Raw genomic sequence first — 17,482 nt, 5'->3', positions numbered from 1 at the left:
TCTAAGGTCGGCGCTTGCCCTTCGCTATGGCTTCGGGCGCTCGTCGTTTCAATCGACAAATCGTTGTCGATTGATCGGCCTACGGCCGACCTCTCCTCTCACTCCTCGTCGTCCGCATCCTTGTCTTTCGACTTCAAGGCCGAAAGCTTGGCGAAGACGGCGTTGGCGTCGAGTTCGGCGTCCTCGTCCTTCGGCTTCTCCGGCGCCGGCACCAGCCGTTCGGTCAAGGCCGCCGGCAGCAGCGTGTCGCCGACCGGTTGAGGCTGCTCGCGGCCACGCGAGGCGCGGTTGACTTCCATATCGAGGTCGATCTGCGAGGCCAGGCCCAGCGTCACCGGGTCCATCGGCTGCAGATTGGCCGAATTCCAGTGCTTTCGGTCACGGATCTGATCGATCGTCGACTTGGTCGTGCCGACCAGGCGCGAGATCTGCGCGTCCTTCAACTCGGGATGGTTGCGCACCAGCCAGAGAATGGCGTTGGGTCGGTCCTGGCGCTTGGACAGTGGCGTGTAGCGCGGGCCCTTGCGCTTGGATTCCGGCACCCGCACCTTGGGGTCGGACAGCTTCAGCCGCTGGTTCGGGTCCTTCTCGGCGCGCGCGATCTCGTCGCGGCTCAGCTGGCCGGTCATGATCGGGTCCATGCCCTTGATGCCTTGCGCCGATTCGCCGTCGGCGATCGCCTTGACCTCGAGCGGGTGCAGCCCGCAGAACTGCGCGATCTGCTCGAAGGACAGCGCGGTGTTGTCGACCAGCCAGACGGCAGTCGCCTTGGGCATCAGCAGCGTATTGGCCATTGCAAAAATCCTTCTCGTTCGCCCGCGTTCCCGCGCGGGCGGTGGGTTAAGCCACCAAAATGGGAAATTCGCGGTCTGTATAACCGCTCTCTTGCCATTTCGCAACGTTTTTGGAAGGCGCGCCGCCAGCACGATGTGGGGCCGGCCAAAGCCATGGACCCAGCGCCCAAAAAGACAAAACCCGCCGGACGGGGTCCAGCGGGTTCGGAACCGGTGACGGGAAACCCGTCTGCTGCGGCTCTGGCTTATACGGCATGGCCCGGTCTTCGGACGGGACCATGCTAGAAATCAAATCACTTTGCGGGCGATCTTCTCGATGTCGGCGCGGTTGATGCCGAGATCGTTCAGCTCACGGGCGTTGAGCTTGTTCAGCTCGCGCACGGTCTCATTGTACATGCGCCAGTTACGGAAAGCGCGGATCGGGTTCATGATAGTCCTCCATTCGTGGGATCGTTCGTTTCGATGCCGCTTAGATAGGCACCGCTGCCCAGGAATTGAACAGACGCTTTTGCATGGCGGCAATGCAATTGTGCATTGCAGCATTAAGCCTTTGTTCAGCTTGTTTGCGGTGACGCGAACGCCCGGGACGTCGAGATTCAGATCAGGCCGCCATTTGCCAGTCGACATCACCTGAACATCGATACGGCCTAGCCGACATCGAGCACGATCTTGCCGATATGCTCGCCGTCCTCCATCCGCTCATGCGCCCGCCAGGCTTCCTTGAGCGGGAAGATCATGTCCATGACCGGCGCCACCTTGCGGGTGCCGAGCAGCGGCCACACCTGGGCCTCCAGAGCGGCGGCGATTGCCGCCTTGAACTCGACCGTGCGGGGCCGCAGCGTCGAACCGGTATGCGTCAGCCGCTTGACCATGATCTTCGAGAAGTCGGCGTTCGCCACCGCGCCGCTTTGCACGGCGATCTGGACGATGCGCCCTTCCACCGCAGCGGCTTCGTAATTGCGCGCCACATAGTCGCCGCCGACCATGTCGAGGATGACATTGGCGCCCTTGCCCCCGGTTGCCTCCTTGACCGCGGCGACGAAATCCTCGTCGCGGTAGTTGATCGCCTGGTCGGCGCCGAGCTTCAGGCAGGCGTCGCATTTCTCCTTGGTTCCGGCGGTGGTGACGACATACGCACCGAAGGCGGACGCCAGCTGGATCGCTGTGGTGCCGATCCCCGACGAGCCGCCGTGAACGAGCAGCGTCTCGCCCCGCTTCAGGCCGCCGCGCTCGAACACATTGTGCCAGACGGTGAAGTAGTTTTCCGGCACCGCTGCCGCCTCGGTGTGGGTAAAGCCGGCGGGCAGCGGCAGCACGCTGCCGGTGTGAACCTTGACATATTCGGCATAGCCGCCGCCGGGCGTCAGCGCGCAGACGCGGTCGCCGACACGCCAGCGCGATATTTCGTCGCCAAGCGCTGCAACTTCACCCGATGCTTCGAGGCCCGGCAGGTCCGATGCGCCGGGCGGCGGCGGATAGGCGCCCTTGCGCTGCTGGACGTCAGGTCGGTTGACACCGGCGGCGCGCACCCGGATCAGGATCTCACCCGGACCGGGCATCGGCACGTCGCGGGTTTCCGGTTTCAGCACCCGTGGCCCCCCGGGCTCCGAGATCGCGATGGCCGTCATATTCGCCGGAATTTTTTGTCCGCTCGCCATGAATTTTCCCGTCTCGCTCCGCCAGCTTGTGGCCGGCTGCCAGTCTCTTGCCGGCTATTTGCATCCACGCCCCTGCCCTATGTATGCTCATTGCCAGATCAGGCAAATGGCCAAATCAGGGAGGAGCGACGATGGCGATCTTCGACGACGAACCCAAGAAGAAAGCCCGACCGCATGAAATCGGGCAGGATCTGTCGCTGCTTTCGCTCAGCGAACTGTCCGAGCGCATCGGCATCCTGCGCGACGAGATTGCCCGGCTGGAAGCAGAACTTAGGACCAAGGACACCACCAAGTCGGCAGCCGAGGCGCTGTTTCGCCGCGGGTAATTTCAAAAGCTGATTGAGCGCCGCCGAAAAGCCCGAATACGATCGTCTTCAGACCCGGCGCCTTCCCAAACACCTGCGCCACGAACCCCAGCCGGATCAAAACATGTTCGCAACCTACCGACCGATCCTCTCGTTGCTGCGCGGCACCGCTTTCCTGCTGGCGGCATCCGGGCTGCACGGCCTGCTGTTGCCGCTGCGCGGTCAGCTCGAAGGCTTCTCGACGGCGTCGCTCGGCCTGATGGGCACGGCCTGGGCCGGCGGCTTCGTCACCGGCTGCTTCTTTGCGCCGCGCATCGTGCGCCGCGCCGGCCACGTCAGGGCCTTCGGCGCTTTCGCCGCGTCGGGAGCCATCGTCGCGCTGCTCACCGGTCTGATCATCGACGAATATGTCTGGATCCTGCTGCGCGCCTTCACCGGCTTCACCATGGCCGGCGCCTTCATGGTCATCGAAAGCTGGCTGAACGAAAAAGCCACCAACGAGAACCGTGGCACCGTCTTCGGGCTTTACATGATGGTCACCTATGCCTCGATCATGGGCGGCCAGATGATCGTCGCCGGCGGTGACGTGAAGTCGGCCTCGCTGTTCATGATCACCGGCATATTGTTCTGCCTGTCGCTGATCCCAACCGCCGTCTCGTCGGCTTCGCATCCCAAGCCGCTGCAGGACGTGTCGCTCGACATCAAGGGGCTTTATGCCAATTCGCCGGTGTCGGCGATCGCCTGCCTTTTGATCGGCATCGCCAATGGTGCCTGGGGTACGCTCGGCGCCGTCTATGGCGCCCGCATCGGCATTTCCACGGCCGAGATCGCGCTGATGATGAGCCTGGTGGTCGTCGCCGGCGCCGCTATGCAGCTTCCGGCCGGACGTCTGTCCGACAAGACCGACCGTCGTTTTGTGCTGGCGGGCGCGGCCGTCGGCGCGGCGCTGTTTGCCCTCGCCATCTTCCTGTTCGAACCGCGCTCCAGCGTCTTCGTCCTTGTCTTCACCGCCGCCTATGGTGCCTTCGCCTACACGCTCTATTCGATCGCCGTAGCGCATGCCAACGACCACGCGCGCGCCGAGGATTTCGTCAAAGTGTCGGGCGGCCTGCTGCTGCTCTATGGTTTCGGCACCATGATCGGACCGTTGCTGGCCGCAGGCCTGATGGGCTGGATGCGGCCCGAGGGCCTGTTCCTTGCGACGGCTCTCGCGCATCTGTGCCTGGCGGGCTATACGCTGCTGCGCATCAGCCGCCGCGCGCCGGTGCCGATCGAAGATCGCGATGCCTTCAAGACGCAACCGGCCGACCGCTCGGTGACGCCGGAAGCATTGCGGCTCGACCCGCGCAGAAAAGATTGAAACCAATGGTTGAGATTCGGAAAGCTTTGCCTCACAAATAAGGTATGATTTTTTCCGACGCCTTCCTGGCGATTGCCGATCCCAACCGGCGCCATCTTCTTGAGGAGCTCCGGCGCGGTCCAAAGACCGTCAACGAACTGGCGGCCGGTCTGCCGGTGTCCCGTCCGGCCGTTTCGCAGCATCTGAAGGTGCTGCTCGAGGCTGGCCTTGTTCACGCCAAGGCCGAAGGCACAAGGCGTGTCTATACTGTCAGCAATGCCGGCTTCCTGAAACTAAACATCTGGCTAGACCAGTTCTGGGAAGCATAGCAGCTCAAGTCTCGCAGATCCTCATTGAAGCAGCGCAAATCGGTTTCATGACAGGAGGAACAATCGATGAGACGCGAAGTGATTCTCGGCGCATTGACTGCGGTCAATCTGGCTTTGCTCGCCGGGCTCGGGCTGACACAAATTCTGCCGGCGAAAGCGCAAGACGGCGCCGGCATCCTGCGCGGCAGCGGGCTTGAGATCGTCGATCGCGAGGGCCGGCTGCGCTCCAGCATCTCCATTCAGCCGGCTGTAGCCGGTGAGGCCGAAACCGTGCTGTTCCGCCTGATCCCCCAGAATGGTCAGCCATCCGTCAAGATCAGCGCCTCGATCAGCAGCGCCGGGTTGAGTTTCGTCGGCGGCGACGACGAGAGCTACATCATCCTCGAAGCGGACGGACCCGAAAGCCGGCTCAAGATGGTGGAGCCGGACGGCCGCGAGAAGCTGGTCGCGCCATAGGCAGCAGTCGGGCTTCCGGCGCGAGAAGGTTGTGAAGCCTCGTCGGCCAGCGACGCGCGAAGGCCGCTCCATAATGTGACGCCGGGCGGGGTCGGGTCGAGCTGGGCGCGACCGTGCAGCATGGAGGCAACGTCCTAACCGTTGTTGTAGGGAAACAACTTGAAATAGGGCTGCGCCTCCTCGATCACGCGGGCGACCGACGGGCGCTGCAGCAACCGGTCGTGGTAGTGCTTCACAGAAGGATAATTGTCGCCGAGCGGCTCGACCTTGTTGGCGTAGAACAGCGCAGGTGCTGCGGCACAGTCGGCCATGGTAAAGGCCTCGCCGGTCGCCCATGTTTTCGACTGCATATCCTGTTCGACGATGGCATAGGAGCCGCGCAACTGGGCGCGAGCCTGCTCGACACCGAATGGATCGGTCTTGTCCTGCGGCCGCAGCCGGTCACCGACGATCTTCTGCATCGGCTCCTGCAGATAGAAATCATAGAAGCGGTCGGCCTGGCGGACTGCCAGCGCTAGGTCGATGTCGGTGGGGATGAGCTCGATCGGTCCGGGATAGTGCGCGGCCAGATACTCGATGACAACAGTTGATTCCAGCACCGTGCGGTCGCGTGCATCGTCACGCAGCGCCGGCATCTTTCCCGTCGGCGATACCTTCAGGAATGCCGCGCGCGACTGCTCATTGCCGAGGTCGACGACGACCGATGTGAACGGGGTGCCGTTCTCGTAGAGCGCGATCAGCGGTTTCCAGCAGAAGGATGCCAGTGGGTGGAGATGCATCGTCAAGGACATTGTCTTGCTCGTCTCTTTTTCTTGGTTCGCAGATTTGGCCTTGCCTCGCGAAGAGCTACTTAACTATTGCCATGGACTGTGGAGGGCAAGGTTCAGCTCGGGCAGCTACGTGGCTAGAGTGTGGGCGACGATAGCAGCGACGATAGTTGTCCAATCGTCGGGATGCAGTTCGTGGCCGCCGCCTTCGATACGAACAAGCCTGGCGTCGGCAACCGCGTCGACAAGTGCTGCGCCATGCTCGACCGGAAAGATCGGATCCGACGTTCCGTGGATGACGAGGAGCGGCGCCTTCATTTCGTGCAGACGCCCTTTCCAGTCCTCGCCGCCTTTAACCATGAAATGATTGGTCGCACTCAGAAACCCGCCGGACCGGTCGTAATCCTGTTCGACGAACGCCCTTGTCCCCGTCTCGTCGAATGGATGCATGGTGCTGGCGATGGCGTGTGCGTCCTTGACGATGAAGTCGATCACCTGGCCACGGTCCGACCAGTCGACATCAGCGCCTTCGGCCGAGTGCTCCATGTAAGCCGCGGTCGTCCCGGGCAGATGGGACGTGTCTGTCCCCACGGGCGAACTGCTGATCACCGTCAGCGACGCGACGCGCGACGGGTGCTTCAGCGCCACAAGTTGCGCGATCATTCCGCCCATCGACATGCCGACAACATGCGCCTTGCGTATGTCGTGGTTGTCGAGAACACGGATGGCATCGTCGGCCATGTCGTCGAATGAATAGGGCGGCTCGCCCGGCGCATATTTGGTCGAGAGGCCGGTATCGCGATTGTCATAGCGGATTACGAAAAGACCCGTGCCGGCCAGCTTCCTGCAGAGCGCCTCGGGCCACCATAGCATGGAAGCCATGGCGCCCATGATCAGCAGCATCGCCGGATGCGCGGGATCGCCAAAGGCCTGGGACACGATTTCGGCTTCTACAGTCTTGTTCATGGAAATCTCCTCTCCCGGCGTCTCAAACTGATTGTATTTTGCAATCAGTTGCACGATATTAAAACTGATACGATAATGCAACCAGTTTTTCAGGAGAGTCGGATGAACATCGATCGCCGGTCCGGATGCCCGATCAATCTCTCACTGGAGGTGTTTGGCGATCGCTGGAGCCTGATCATCCTTCGCGACATGATCTTCGGCGGCAAACGCCATTTTCGCGAACTGCTCAACGGTTCGATCGAAGGCATCGCCTCCAACATCCTCGCCGACCGGCTGAAGCGGCTGATGGAGCTCGGTATGCTGACCAAGGCCGACGATCCCAGCCACAAGCAGAAGGCGATCTACAGCCTGACCGACATGGCCATCACGCTGGTGCCGATCCTGGCGCATCTCGGAGCCTGGGGCCGCGTCTGGCTGCCCACAAGCGAGGAACTCTCGATCCGCGCCGAGCTTCTGGAAAAGGGCGGCCCGCCGATGTGGGAGCGGTTCATGGACGAACTGCGCCACGAGCATCTGGGGACACCTGCCGACGCTTCGGCGGGCACCTCCGTTCGTGCCACCTTGCAGGCCGGATTCGAGGCGGTGGTCGCCCGCAAGGCGCTGAGCGCCGGCCGCGACCCGGCCTCCTGAGCAACTTATTTTGCCATTTGCAGGTCGGCTCTGCTATCAAGTGGCTGAAAATCATAATTTACGGGATTGGAAAACGCTCTTGGTTGAGAACTCTAAGGATACTGCCCGCGCGCGGGCCGATTCGCGTTTCAAGAAGCAGGAAGAAGCAGCCACCGTCCGCCAGAAGGCGATGGCGGAATATGTCGCCGAGAGCGACGCCCGCCAGGCCAAGACCAACAAGCTGAGGGCGCTGCGCCTCGCCAAGGAAGCGGAAGACCTCGCCAATGCGCCTGCGGCCCCGGTGAAGAAGCCGGCGCGCGCCAAGAAAAAAATCGCTTAAGCAGGGCTCCGTCAGCAGCAGCAGATCTGGAAGCGGCAACGCGGCAACGCCATATCAGGATGGTGCCTGCCAACGGCACGATCCGGACCATGTCACCACCTTCCACCTCGCCCCTTCACGCGAAGCAATTTCAACCGTAACCGGGATTTTATATCTCCCGCTCCCGGTCAATGAATCACGTGTTTCAACAGGAGACTCCCCATGACCGCACTGACGCTAGACAAAGCCATTGAGATCATCGACGCCGCCTTCGCCAAAGGTGCCGAGCTCAAACTCAAGCCGCTGGGCGTCTCCGTGCTCGATGCCGGCGCCCATCTGGTCGCTTTCCAGCGTCAGGACGGCGCCTCGTTCCTGCGTCCGCAAATGTCGGCCGGCAAGGCCTATGGCGCGCTCGCCATCGGCATGGGCTCGCGCCGCGTCGAGGCTTTCGCCAAGGAACGCCCGCATCTGGTCGCCGGCATCTCCGACGTGTCCGGCGGACGCGTCCTGCCGGTCGTCGGCGGCGTGCTGATCCGCGACAAATCAGGTGCAGTTATCGGCGCCGTCGGCATTTCCGGCGACACCTCGGACAATGACGAGGCCGCGGCCATCGCCGGCATCGAGGCGGCCGGTTTCACGGCAGACCCCGGCTGACCGCTACTCGGCACCGGCCTAGGGTGTGTGCTGAGATTCAGGTCAGGCCGAGCCGAGAATGGCGGATTCCGAGAACCGGAACGGAGCGTACTTTTCGGTACGTGAGTACCGGAAGCGCAGGAAGCCGGCATTCGCAGGCCGGCATCACCTGAATATCAGCATACCCTCAGTTCACATTGATGTCCCTGCTGGCCGACCGCATCGACACGGAGAAGCCGGCCAGGACGTCGAACAGGGCGATGAGCATCAGCGTGAAGAAAACGGAGTGCGTCGCACCTTTCACCAGCAGGAACTCAACCAGGAACGCCACGAAGACCAGGGTCGACAGCAGATGGTCCATGATCGACGCGTTTGTCGTGCGCACCGACTTCACCATTTCGACGAAGAGGAAGATCAGCCCGATCAGCACCATCAGGTCGCCCTGCGTCATCGAGAACACCCCGCCCGACATCATCCTGAACGAGAAGACTTCGCTCGCCCACGGATCGTCGCCGCCGCCGAATATTCCCAGAAGTCCGAGGTTGTAGAGCACGAAAGGCACGATCAGCAGCGGAATGGCACCGAACATATGACGGCTCCGGGTTGGACAGCCTTTCTCTAGTATGCGCCCGGCGCCCGCCGTCAAGAATTTTCGTACGCAACCGCAAACACGGAAAAAAACCGCGCGAAACAACGACGTCAGCCGGAATTGCCCAGCTGACATCCAATAAGCCTGACGTCCAACAAGCCAGGGCTCAGCGTTTGAACTGGCCGGCGCGTACGGCGGCACCAATGACGTTGAGGATGATGTTGCCGGCGGTTATCGAGGTGATCTCGTTGATGTCGCGGGCAGGCGCGATCTCGACGATGTCCACGCCGACGACGCGTCCCTTGGCGAACAGCCCTTTGATCAGTTCGATCGTCTGCCGGTAGCTGACGCCGCCAGGCGACGGTCCCTCGACCGCCGGCATCACAGCCGGATCCAGGCCGTCAGCGTCGATGGTGAGATAGTAGCGGCCGCTATCCGGGATGCGCTTGAGCAGCGCCGCGGTGCCGATATCCTGCCATTCATTGGCGGTGATGATGTTGGACCCGTATGCGCGCGCCGCTTCGACTTCTTCCATGCGTGCACTGCCCTGGCCCCGAATGCCGAGCTGAAAGATCTTGTCGATATGCGCCATTTCGGAGGCCCGGCGGATGGTACTGGAGTACCCCTCCCTTACGCCGTTGACGTTGTCGCGCCAGTCGAGATGGGCGTCGAGTTGCACCAGCGTGATCGGTCCTTCGCCGTCGAGAGCCCGGAAAATCGGAATCGGAATGCCGTGGTCACCGCCGATGGTGATCGGCAGCGCTCCAGCTGCACGGATCTTGCGGATCGCTGCTTCGGCCCGCTTGTAGTGCCCGACATGGTCGGCGGCGTTGCCGGCAATGTCGCCAACGTCGACCACGCTGATGTCCTGGCCGTCGAACACAGTGCCGCCAATGTCGAAATCATAGCGGTCGAGCCCCAGGCTGATGCGCGGCGAGGCGCGCCGCACAGCGGTCGGCGCATTGGTCTGGTCGTTGATCAGCTCGTCGATCGTATAGGGATCGCCGTAGGGCATTCCGATGATGGCGACGTCGGCCTTCAGCGTATCGAGGTCCTCGACCAGCGGAAAGTTCATGAATGTCTGGAAGACATCGCGCGGCGCGGTAGTGAGTTTGGTCATACGGTCCCTCTGTCGTCAGGCCTTTGTGGTCATCCGCCGCACCAAAGATCAGGATGCGGCCGTGTGCCTCAGCCGCGCCGAGATCGTGCCGGCAAGGCATTCAGACCCAATACAGCACCGCGACCGAGGTGAATATCGCCACCGGCGTTTGGTCTTTGGCATAGGAGCGGGGGGCGCGGCGCGGTGTTGCGGCCTATGGACTCTAGTACCGCGCATGAGAATTGGCTGCAGCCGCCCGCATGGGGCTGCGCGACCCGAAGATGGACGCCAAACGCAAAAAGACCGGCCAAAGGCCGGTCTTTTTGGCAATCACAACCGTCGAAAGCTGGTCTCAGCTTTCCTTCGGCTCCAGAACCTGGCGGCCACGATACATGCCGGTCTTCAGGTCGATATGGTGCGGACGGCGCATTTCGCCGGAATTCTTGTCCTCGACATAGGTCGGGGCCTTGAGCGCGTCGGCCGAGCGGCGCATGCCGCGCTTGGACGGAGAGGTTTTTCGTTTCGGTACGGCCATGGATATGCTCCACTACATGGTCAAAAAAGCCCCGCCCGCCCTCGTGAAAGGGCCGTGTCAGGGGCCGGAATCTGAGAAAGTCGGGTGCCTATACACGCCTGATGCCGTTTTGGCCAGCACTGCAGTGAATTTTTTTGAAGCCGGCTGGGGCTACTGAAGGCAGCCGACATAGGCGCCGGACCTGCCGGCGCGCCGCTCGATCAGGGCGGCCAGCCGCCGCAGCCCTGGGCCGGGCTTGGCCGGGTTGCGTGTGATCGGGTTTGGCAAGGTGACGGCCAGCAGCGCCGCCTGCCGTCGCGACAGCTGTTTTGCCGAAACGCCGAAATGATGCTGGGCGGCGGCCTCGATGCCATAGATGCCCGGGCCCCATTCGGCGATGTTGAGATAGATTTCCATGATCCGCCGTTTCGACAGCACCGCGTCGAAATAGACGGCCAGCGGCAGTTCGACGACCTTGCGGACCGTGCCAAGCGGCCGCGACCAGAGATAAAGGTTCTTCACGGTCTGCATGGTGATGGTCGAGGCGCCGCGCGTCGCTTCGCCGGCGATCGCGTCATCGACGACGCCGCGCAATTCTCCAAGATCGACGCCGCGATGGGAACAGAACTGGCCGTCCTCGGACATGATCACCGAATATGCCAACACGGGCGACACGTCGTCGATCGAAACCCAGCGCCGGTCATAGCCGGAAAACGTCGCCAGATCCTTCAGCATCAATGTCGAAACCGGATGCACGAAGAACGGCATATACAGGACCGTCAGTACCGCCGGTATCAGCGCGAGCACGGCGGCGATAGTGATGCCGCGCCGGACCCAGCGTTTGAGACCGATGCGGTTGCCGCCTTTCGGTCTCGCCGCCATATCCAGCCCTTCGGTTTCGTGATCGACGATCGGTTCCGCCAAGCCGCCCCACTCGCGCTTATTCCCCGCTCCGGCATAATGGCGCTTGGCTTCTTGCGCAACGTCTGAGTGTCGGCTACCGGTCCCGGCCATGACGAAAGACGATCAAATGGCGTTCGAATTGGCGCTTGGCGCGCGGGCGGCTCCGCTCGAGGCGCTGCTGCGGCGGCTTCTCGACGGGCGAACGCTTTCAGGCGAAATCGCCCGGCCGGAGCGCCTGATGGCGGCAATGCGCCACGGTGTGCTGAACGGCGGCAAGCGCCTGCGCCCCTTCCTGGTCATGGAAAGTGCGGCACTGTTCTCCGCCGATGGCGAGGCGGCACTGCGCGTGGCGGCAGCGCTCGAATGCGTGCATTGCTATTCGCTGATCCATGACGATCTGCCGGCCATGGACGATGACGATCTGCGCCGCGGCCAGCCAACCGTGCACAAGGCTTTCGACGAGGCCACCGCGATCCTTGCCGGCGACGCCTTGCTGACCCTTGCTTTTGATATCCTCGCCGACGAGGCGACGGCCCTGCCGGCAGAGCGCAGGGCAGCCCTGGTGCTGGCGCTCACCCGCGCCGCCGGCGCCGGCGGCATGGTCGGCGGTCAGACACTCGACCTCGAAGCCGAGCGCAACCGGCCGGACGAGGCCGGCATCATCCGGCTTCAAGCGATGAAGACCGGCGCGCTGATCCGCTTCGCCTGCGAGGCGGGCGCCATCGTCGCCGGCGCAGCACCGCAAGACCGTGACAGGCTGGCTGAATTCGGCTCGGCGATCGGACTTGCCTTCCAGCTTGCCGACGACCTGCTCGATCTGACGGCCGATATCAGCCAGATGGGCAAGGCGACCGGCAAGGACGCCGCCGCCGGCAAGGCGACGCTGGTGGCGCTGCACGGCGCGAACTGGGCGCGGCAGCAGCTTCACGGCCTCGTCGACCAGGCCCATGCGCTGCTCGAACCCTATGGCGAACAGGCGGTGCTTCTGAAAGCCGCGGCAAAATTCGTGGCCGCCCGCAACAACTGACGTGCGGCCAATTGGATGCCCGAAACCGTTTTCGGAATTTGTCCGCTTTGCCCTGCCTTGCTTGGAGTCACACTCGTTCAAAGGGTCGAGCTCAGGAGTAGAGCCACTCAAACTGCATCGAAGGCCATCAGCCACGCGTCAGGGAGTTGTCGCTTGGCGCAGTAGCGCTGCAACCGGCCGCGGGTCTTTTCTCCACGACCCAAGCCTAGATACCGAACGGCGTTGCGCCAGTAGATATTCTGCAACTGGTCCGGCGTGAAGCCGGCGAGACGAAGTTGGGCGTCGAGATTTGCGAGATAGTTGTTGTTGTCGAGTTCCTTGGCGATCATGGTCCAGTCGGTGCCGTACATGAGGTGGCGCACGTCCGGATCGTAGGCAATGCGGAACGCTTCCAAACGGCGGCGGATTTCAGGGCGCTCTTCTTCTTGGCTATCCGGGATAGTCAGTTCGCTCAGATAGCCCAAATCGGCGAACAGGAATTCACGACCGTCGTTCCTGATAGTCTCGCCGATAATGTCCTCCCATACGGCGCCTGAGTATTTATCTTTCTCGCATCTTAGTCCTTGAGGCGCGTTGTCCCCAATGTCGAGTGCCTCGTCGAAGCCGCCGAAATGCGCAAGATTGATCCGAAGGCGAGTATACTTCGGGTTAGCAAGCACTTTCCGCCACCACTCGGGGCTTGCACGATGCCCATAGCCGCAAAGTGAACCAAGGCTGTTTTCGGCATGCGCGATGATCGGCACATCTTCGGCCGCGCACCAATCGTATAGTTCCATAAGCGCGCGTTCAATGTGCTTGCCGCTTGCGCCTTTTGGCTCTTCCGGAACCTTGAGTTCGCCGTTCTCAATGGGCTGAAATCCCATTGGCGGATAGAGTTTGACGCCGACGAAGCCGCAGTCGTTGATAGCGTGCTTGACCAGCTTCAACACGTTGCGGTCTTCTGCTGAGCGGCGCGGATCGAAGCCCACCATGCTGTGCATGTGCACATCGCTAGACCGCGCTATGGTAACCTGAAGCGCATCCATGACATCCACTTGTTCGGCGATGGACGAGATTGGCGCCTTGCCCAACCAACCATGCATATCGAGAAAGCTCGGCGTGATCATCTGCACGCAGCGCCTGTCTGCGAAGACCCGGATATATTCCCGTGCGATGGCCTCACGGCTGCCCAGCAGCAGACGAGCGAAATCGATAAAACGTGCTATTTTCGAACCCTTGCCCTTTAGGTTTCGGGCCACCCCAACCGCTTGAGCTTTGCTAAGCGGCTCGGCCCGTGCCTTGGCCGTCATAAGGCCGGCTTCGGCGTAGATCTGGTCGAGCAGCGCAGGATAGTCGGCCTGGTCGCCGGCGATCGATTGAACGACTTTGTTTGGCGCGCGCTGGCTTTGATCAAGGGTCAGCAGTGCATCTGCCACCGCCTCGGTCTGGCGGTTGTCCAAGTCTTCGGGCTTTTCCATCGGCTGACGGCGGCGCAGATTGGCGGCTTCTCGCTTCGCGGTAATCGCACTGGCACTGAGGATCAAAACCAGCAGCACAACCAGCGCATCGACAATACCGCCGGCTCGAGCAGCTTTTAGTTCCGGGAAGACCTCCTCCCGGTGCTCACCCAGCACGACATATCTGACAAAGCCTTCAACTGACACATCCGAAGCATTGAAGAGATGGCAGTGGACATCGATGATGTTGCCGCGCCCGTCTGCAACGCAGAGGCCTGGGGGCAGCGGCCACGATGCGCAGCCGGGCAGTATCGCGGCGGTTGCTGCACCACCCAGCCACTGCAGCAGCATCCGTCGATTTGGGATGCCCTCGGCATCCCCAACCAAGCTGCCCATTTGGCCGCCCCCCGGTTCCACCAGGACAATGTGCGTCAAAAAAGACCTGCTGTCGATCTATCCAACCCAGCTCCAGGAAAGGACAATTCTCTGGGTCGGCCCGCACGCACGAACGAAATTTTAATGCAAATGAAGCCTAATCCCGGCCATTAAAATGATGCGTATGTGTTGGGGTTGCGCATGCCGGAATATTCTTTCTTCATTCGCTCGATCCGGATACGCTATCTCTCGGGATTGCTGATTTTCGCGCTGGCTTCCGCCGCCATCATGTTTGCGCTGAACCGCGTGAATTCTTTCCGACACGACATCGATGCGCTTAGCAGCAATCTGGTTACCTTTGGCCGGGACCTGCGCAACGCGACCAGTTTCGCCGAAACCACCGGCACCGCCTGGCGGACCGAAACCCGCGACGGTCTCGCCGCCGCGGCACGCGGCCATTCCGAACGCCTGACCGGCGAGATCGAAACGCTCACCGCCGAGATTGCCGCGATAAAGCCGCGCCTCTCGAACAAGACCGTCAACGAACTCGATTCCGCCTCCGTCAACGGCGATCTGTTCTGGTCGACGCGCGACATGGTGCGCAATTTCAACCTGATGTCGGTGGCGCAAAAGGTCGATGAATGGAGCTACCGGGAGATCCGCAACCAGAACGATCTTTTTGCCCAGCCGATGCTGATCCGGGCCCGCACCGCCATGGACGTCGAACGCCATCTGGCCGACGCCGCCAGCGACAGGTTGCTGTTGTGGGCGAGCGGCCTTTTGTTCGCCGTCCTTGCCATTGTCGCCCTGTGGATTTTCCGGCCGATGGAAAAGGCGATCCGCCGCGCCTTCACCGAATCCGCAGAGTCGCTGTTCAAGGCCGAGGCCGCCGACCGCGCCAAATCCGAATTCCTGGCCAATATGAGCCATGAGATCCGCACGCCGATGAACGGCGTGCTGGGTATGGCCGAACTGCTCGCCAAGACCGATCTGACCTCGCGCCAGAAGACCTTCACCGATGTCATCGTCAAATCCGGCAACGCGCTGCTGACCATCATCAACGACATCCTCGATTTCTCGAAAATCAATGCCGGCCAGCTGACGCTCGATCCGGCTCCCTTCCGCCTTGCCGAAGCAGTCGAGGACGTGGCGACCCTGGTATCGGCGCGCGTTGCCGAAAAAAACCTCGAACTGATCGTCCGCGTCGATCCGCGCCTGCCGGCCTTTGTCGTCGGAGATGCCGGACGGTTCCGCCAGATCGTCACCAACCTGCTCGGCAATGCGGTGAAGTTCACCGAAAAGGGCCATGTGCTGGTCGACGTCGGCGGCGAAGCCGTCAATGGCCTGGTCCAGCTCAAGGTCCGCGTCGAAGATACCGGCATCGGCATTCCGGCCGAAAAACTGCAGAACGTTTTCGAAAAATTCGCGCAGGTCGACGGGTCGTCGACGCGCCGCCATGAAGGCACCGGCCTCGGCCTCGCCATCGCCGCCCGCCTCGTCGACCTGATGGGCGGCAAGATCGGCGTCGAAAGCGAAATCGGCCGCGGCTCCGTCTTCTGGTTCGCAGTGCCGGTACCCTCGCATCAACAGGACGCCCGCGACGAAATCGTGCCGGTCGACGTCACCGGCGCCCGCGTTCTGGTCATCGACGACAATCCGGTCAACCGTGAGATCCTGCTCGAGCAGTTGAGAAGCTGGAGCTTCGACTGCGCCGCCGCTGAAAGCGGCGCTGTCGGCCTGGCGTTCCTCGATCGGGCCACCCAGTTGGGGGCTGCCGTCGACTGTATCATCCTCGATTACCAGATGCCCGGCATGAACGGCGCCGATGTCGCCAGGGCAATCGCCGCCGACAGCCGCCTGGCCGCCATTCCGGTCGTGTTGCTGACCTCGGTCGACCAGGTCGATTTCGGCAAGATGGTCATCGATTTCGGTATCGCCGCGTATTTGACCAAGCCGGCACGCTCGGCCATCCTGCTCGGCACCGTCATCTCGGTCATCCAGAAAGCCCGCGCACAGGTCGGCAAGGCACAGGTCGGCAAGGCACTGTTCGTTCGCGAACCCGTCGTCCCTCAGGCAGCACCCTCGGCGCCGCCGCCTGCCTTCACGGTCATCCGCGGTCCGGCGATGCCGGCAAATGTCGCGCCGGAATCCACTGCCACGCCGAACGGTCCGATCGATATCCTCATTGCCGAGGACAATGACGTGAACCAGCTGGTTTTCGGCCAGATCCTCAACGGTCTCGGCCTGAGCTACCGCATCGCCGGCAACGGCCGCACGGCGGTCGAGATGTACCGGGCGCTGCGGCCCAAGCTGATCCTGATGGATGTTTCCATGCCGGAGATGAACGGTTACGAGGCGACCCGCGCCATCCGGGCAATCGAGGCCGCGACAGGCAGCCATACACCGATCATCGGCGTCACCGCGCACGCGCTGAAGGGCGACCGCGACAAATGCATCGAGGCCGGCATGGACGACTATCTGCCCAAGCCGGTTTCGCCCGATCGCCTCGGCACCAAGATCGGCACCTGGCTCAGTGAGACGGTGGTGGCGAAGACGGCATAGCCCACGTCTGCCGATGCTTCAGACGGCTGCGTCCAAATGATAGCGGCGCATCCAATCGAGGCTTGTCTCGTCGGAGAGCTTTGCAACGCCGGGCCGTACATCGTCGGCATTCGGCACTTGAACTCCCAGGGCTTCGCAGATGAGCACCAAGGTCGCAGCCGGATTGCTTGAAAGACGCTCATAGCCAACCCGCAGCGGGGTTATGCGTTGTTCTTCGAACCAGATGTTCCAGGCCGCATCGTAGGTCTCGAGTTCAGTGAACTGACGTTTGATCCGCGCGAAATCATATTGGGGTTCTCTCGCCGGTGCGAGCCTTTCGATCTCGGTTCCGTCGGGAGCGATATGCCAAAGACCGGTTTGCTCTGCTTTGACCAGGGAGACAGCCTGCGCAAGCTTGTTCTCTCGGGAGAGGTGTATGTAGAGAACATGGCCAAATGCTCTTTCAAAACGCGCCTTGTCGGATGAAAGTCCTGGGAAAATCTGGTCGAGGATTGCCGAAAGCTCATCCAGATTTTCTCTCATCAAACGAAGGCCGAAGACACCCGTTCCGCCCGTGCCAGCGGCGATCGCCGCATTGAGATAAGCGGCATTGAATTCCAGCTCGTTCATCGTGTTGCGATCGGGCAGATTCCAGTCTTCAGCCCACTCTGAAACGTCCTGCCGCCGATAGAATGAGTGAGGATTGCCGGCCGTCTTCGTGGACGCCAGAAGATGACACAGCAAAGTGCTTCCGGTTCTCGGCGTACCGCAGATAATGTATCCGTCAAACATCCTGCGGCCTTTGTCGCTCATCGCAGGCCGG

At 61.9% G+C, this 17,482-nt stretch carries 20 protein-coding genes; 9 read left to right on the top strand and 11 right to left on the bottom strand.

Annotated features, from left to right (window positions below; all coding sequences use genetic code 11):
- Positions 1–98 precede the first annotated feature (98 nt).
- The 3 genes from LHFGNBLO_RS11375 to LHFGNBLO_RS11365 all read right to left on the bottom strand — a co-directional run bounded on the left by LHFGNBLO_RS11375 (position 99) and on the right by LHFGNBLO_RS11365 (position 2,452).
- Positions 99–794, bottom strand: coding sequence for a DUF1013 domain-containing protein (locus tag LHFGNBLO_RS11375; protein WP_258606951.1), 696 nt, complete (start codon positions 792–794; stop codon positions 99–101).
- Between the two features lie 288 nt (positions 795–1,082).
- Positions 1,083–1,223 (bottom strand): DUF1127 domain-containing protein, encoded by a 141-nt coding sequence (locus tag LHFGNBLO_RS11370; protein ID WP_258606949.1) that lies wholly within the window; start codon positions 1,221–1,223, stop codon positions 1,083–1,085.
- Positions 1,224–1,441: 218 nt separating this feature from the next.
- Positions 1,442–2,452 carry an NAD(P)H-quinone oxidoreductase gene (locus tag LHFGNBLO_RS11365; protein WP_258606948.1) on the bottom strand — a complete coding sequence of 337 codons (1,011 nt, stop codon included), beginning with the start codon at positions 2,450–2,452 and terminating at the stop codon, positions 1,442–1,444.
- Positions 2,453–2,583: 131 nt separating this feature from the next.
- On the opposite strand from LHFGNBLO_RS11365, the gene LHFGNBLO_RS11360 reads away from it, so the two are divergent.
- The 4 genes from LHFGNBLO_RS11360 (at position 2,584) to LHFGNBLO_RS11345 (ending at position 4,881) form a co-directional block, all read left to right on the top strand.
- Complete coding sequence (locus LHFGNBLO_RS11360; RefSeq protein ID WP_258606946.1) at positions 2,584–2,778, top strand: DUF1192 family protein; 195 nt, start codon at positions 2,584–2,586, stop codon at positions 2,776–2,778.
- 103 nt (positions 2,779–2,881) lie between these two features.
- Positions 2,882–4,117 (top strand): MFS transporter, encoded by a 1,236-nt coding sequence (locus LHFGNBLO_RS11355; RefSeq protein ID WP_258606945.1) that lies wholly within the window; start codon positions 2,882–2,884, stop codon positions 4,115–4,117.
- A gap of 44 nt (positions 4,118–4,161) precedes the next feature.
- Positions 4,162–4,425, top strand: a complete 264-nt coding sequence (locus LHFGNBLO_RS11350; protein WP_258606943.1) for an ArsR/SmtB family transcription factor — start codon at positions 4,162–4,164, stop codon at positions 4,423–4,425.
- Between the two features lie 66 nt (positions 4,426–4,491).
- Entirely contained in the window at positions 4,492–4,881 is a 390-nt protein-coding gene (locus tag LHFGNBLO_RS11345) for a hypothetical protein (protein ID WP_258606935.1), read from the top strand.
- Between the two features lie 134 nt (positions 4,882–5,015).
- Here LHFGNBLO_RS11345 and LHFGNBLO_RS11340 read toward each other — a convergent pair whose 3' ends face one another.
- Entirely contained in the window at positions 5,016–5,672 is a 657-nt protein-coding gene (locus LHFGNBLO_RS11340; protein WP_258606933.1) for a glutathione S-transferase family protein, read from the bottom strand.
- Positions 5,673–5,777: 105 nt separating this feature from the next.
- Positions 5,778–6,614: an alpha/beta fold hydrolase gene (locus LHFGNBLO_RS11335; protein ID WP_258606931.1), complete on the bottom strand. Its 837-nt coding sequence runs from the start codon at positions 6,612–6,614 to the stop codon at positions 5,778–5,780.
- A 102-nt stretch (positions 6,615–6,716) separates the two neighbouring features.
- Here LHFGNBLO_RS11335 and LHFGNBLO_RS11330 point away from each other — a divergent pair, with 102 nt between their 5' ends.
- The 3 genes from LHFGNBLO_RS11330 to LHFGNBLO_RS11320 all read left to right on the top strand — a co-directional run bounded on the left by LHFGNBLO_RS11330 (position 6,717) and on the right by LHFGNBLO_RS11320 (position 8,196).
- Complete coding sequence (locus tag LHFGNBLO_RS11330; protein ID WP_258606929.1) at positions 6,717–7,244, top strand: winged helix-turn-helix transcriptional regulator; 528 nt, start codon at positions 6,717–6,719, stop codon at positions 7,242–7,244.
- A gap of 79 nt (positions 7,245–7,323) precedes the next feature.
- On the top strand, positions 7,324–7,563 hold the full coding sequence (locus LHFGNBLO_RS11325; protein ID WP_258606928.1) for a hypothetical protein: 240 nt from the start codon (positions 7,324–7,326) through the stop codon (positions 7,561–7,563).
- Between the two features lie 201 nt (positions 7,564–7,764).
- Entirely contained in the window at positions 7,765–8,196 is a 432-nt protein-coding gene (locus LHFGNBLO_RS11320) for a GlcG/HbpS family heme-binding protein (protein WP_258606926.1), read from the top strand.
- A gap of 166 nt (positions 8,197–8,362) precedes the next feature.
- Here LHFGNBLO_RS11320 and LHFGNBLO_RS11315 read toward each other — a convergent pair whose 3' ends face one another.
- The 4 genes from LHFGNBLO_RS11315 to LHFGNBLO_RS11300 form a co-directional block, all read right to left on the bottom strand.
- Positions 8,363–8,764: a hypothetical protein gene (locus LHFGNBLO_RS11315; RefSeq protein ID WP_258606924.1), complete on the bottom strand. Its 402-nt coding sequence runs from the start codon at positions 8,762–8,764 to the stop codon at positions 8,363–8,365.
- 166 nt (positions 8,765–8,930) lie between these two features.
- Positions 8,931–9,884 (bottom strand): agmatinase, encoded by a 954-nt coding sequence (locus LHFGNBLO_RS11310; RefSeq protein ID WP_258606922.1) that lies wholly within the window; start codon positions 9,882–9,884, stop codon positions 8,931–8,933.
- Positions 9,885–10,215: 331 nt separating this feature from the next.
- Entirely contained in the window at positions 10,216–10,398 is a 183-nt protein-coding gene (gene rpmF / locus LHFGNBLO_RS11305; protein ID WP_006203806.1) for a 50S ribosomal protein L32, read from the bottom strand.
- A 150-nt stretch (positions 10,399–10,548) separates the two neighbouring features.
- Positions 10,549–11,259: a biosynthetic peptidoglycan transglycosylase gene (locus LHFGNBLO_RS11300; protein WP_258609686.1), complete on the bottom strand. Its 711-nt coding sequence runs from the start codon at positions 11,257–11,259 to the stop codon at positions 10,549–10,551.
- A 130-nt stretch (positions 11,260–11,389) separates the two neighbouring features.
- Between LHFGNBLO_RS11300 and LHFGNBLO_RS11295 the strand changes: the two genes are divergently transcribed.
- On the top strand, positions 11,390–12,307 hold the full coding sequence (locus LHFGNBLO_RS11295) for a polyprenyl synthetase family protein (protein ID WP_258606879.1): 918 nt from the start codon (positions 11,390–11,392) through the stop codon (positions 12,305–12,307).
- Positions 12,308–12,414: 107 nt separating this feature from the next.
- On the opposite strand, the gene LHFGNBLO_RS11290 is transcribed toward LHFGNBLO_RS11295, so the two are convergent.
- Positions 12,415–14,139, bottom strand: a complete 1,725-nt coding sequence (locus tag LHFGNBLO_RS11290) for an amidohydrolase (protein WP_258606877.1) — start codon at positions 14,137–14,139, stop codon at positions 12,415–12,417.
- A gap of 180 nt (positions 14,140–14,319) precedes the next feature.
- Here LHFGNBLO_RS11290 and LHFGNBLO_RS11285 point away from each other — a divergent pair, with 180 nt between their 5' ends.
- Complete coding sequence (locus tag LHFGNBLO_RS11285) at positions 14,320–16,680, top strand: response regulator (RefSeq protein WP_258606875.1); 2,361 nt, start codon at positions 14,320–14,322, stop codon at positions 16,678–16,680.
- Between the two features lie 18 nt (positions 16,681–16,698).
- Here the strand turns inward: LHFGNBLO_RS11285 and LHFGNBLO_RS11280 are convergent, their stop codons facing one another.
- Positions 16,699–17,472, bottom strand: coding sequence for a Stf0 family sulfotransferase (locus LHFGNBLO_RS11280; RefSeq protein WP_258606873.1), 774 nt, complete (start codon positions 17,470–17,472; stop codon positions 16,699–16,701).
- Positions 17,473–17,482: the final 10 nt, after the last annotated feature.

The organism is Mesorhizobium sp. AR10 (genome assembly GCF_024746795.1).
In the GTDB taxonomy this organism is placed as follows: Bacteria; Pseudomonadota; Alphaproteobacteria; order Rhizobiales; family Rhizobiaceae; genus Mesorhizobium.
This window is presented reverse-complemented; position numbering and strand designations above follow the sequence as displayed.

Excerpts from the sequence above, each read along its gene's own strand:
- LHFGNBLO_RS11375 (WP_258606951.1), bottom strand. The coding sequence starts at position 794 with ATGGCCAATACGCTGCTGATGCCCAAGGCGACTGCCGTCTGGCTGGTC.
- LHFGNBLO_RS11370 (WP_258606949.1), bottom strand. The coding sequence starts at position 1,223 with ATGAACCCGATCCGCGCTTTCCGTAACTGGCGCATGTACAATGAGACC.
- LHFGNBLO_RS11365 (WP_258606948.1), bottom strand. The coding sequence starts at position 2,452 with ATGGCGAGCGGACAAAAAATTCCGGCGAATATGACGGCCATCGCGATC.
- LHFGNBLO_RS11360 (WP_258606946.1), top strand. The coding sequence starts at position 2,584 with ATGGCGATCTTCGACGACGAACCCAAGAAGAAAGCCCGACCGCATGAA.
- LHFGNBLO_RS11355 (WP_258606945.1), top strand. The coding sequence starts at position 2,882 with ATGTTCGCAACCTACCGACCGATCCTCTCGTTGCTGCGCGGCACCGCT.
- LHFGNBLO_RS11350 (WP_258606943.1), top strand. The coding sequence starts at position 4,162 with ATGATTTTTTCCGACGCCTTCCTGGCGATTGCCGATCCCAACCGGCGC.
- LHFGNBLO_RS11345 (WP_258606935.1), top strand. The coding sequence starts at position 4,492 with ATGAGACGCGAAGTGATTCTCGGCGCATTGACTGCGGTCAATCTGGCT.
- LHFGNBLO_RS11340 (WP_258606933.1), bottom strand. The coding sequence starts at position 5,672 with ATGTCCTTGACGATGCATCTCCACCCACTGGCATCCTTCTGCTGGAAA.
- LHFGNBLO_RS11335 (WP_258606931.1), bottom strand. The coding sequence starts at position 6,614 with ATGAACAAGACTGTAGAAGCCGAAATCGTGTCCCAGGCCTTTGGCGAT.
- LHFGNBLO_RS11330 (WP_258606929.1), top strand. The coding sequence starts at position 6,717 with ATGAACATCGATCGCCGGTCCGGATGCCCGATCAATCTCTCACTGGAG.
- LHFGNBLO_RS11320 (WP_258606926.1), top strand. The coding sequence starts at position 7,765 with ATGACCGCACTGACGCTAGACAAAGCCATTGAGATCATCGACGCCGCC.
- LHFGNBLO_RS11315 (WP_258606924.1), bottom strand. The coding sequence starts at position 8,764 with ATGTTCGGTGCCATTCCGCTGCTGATCGTGCCTTTCGTGCTCTACAAC.
- LHFGNBLO_RS11310 (WP_258606922.1), bottom strand. The coding sequence starts at position 9,884 with ATGACCAAACTCACTACCGCGCCGCGCGATGTCTTCCAGACATTCATG.
- rpmF (WP_006203806.1), bottom strand. The coding sequence starts at position 10,398 with ATGGCCGTACCGAAACGAAAAACCTCTCCGTCCAAGCGCGGCATGCGC.
- LHFGNBLO_RS11300 (WP_258609686.1), bottom strand. The coding sequence starts at position 11,259 with ATGGCGGCGAGACCGAAAGGCGGCAACCGCATCGGTCTCAAACGCTGG.
- LHFGNBLO_RS11295 (WP_258606879.1), top strand. The coding sequence starts at position 11,390 with ATGACGAAAGACGATCAAATGGCGTTCGAATTGGCGCTTGGCGCGCGG.
- LHFGNBLO_RS11290 (WP_258606877.1), bottom strand. The coding sequence starts at position 14,139 with ATGGGCAGCTTGGTTGGGGATGCCGAGGGCATCCCAAATCGACGGATG.
- LHFGNBLO_RS11285 (WP_258606875.1), top strand. The coding sequence starts at position 14,320 with ATGCCGGAATATTCTTTCTTCATTCGCTCGATCCGGATACGCTATCTC.
- LHFGNBLO_RS11280 (WP_258606873.1), bottom strand. The coding sequence starts at position 17,472 with ATGAGCGACAAAGGCCGCAGGATGTTTGACGGATACATTATCTGCGGT.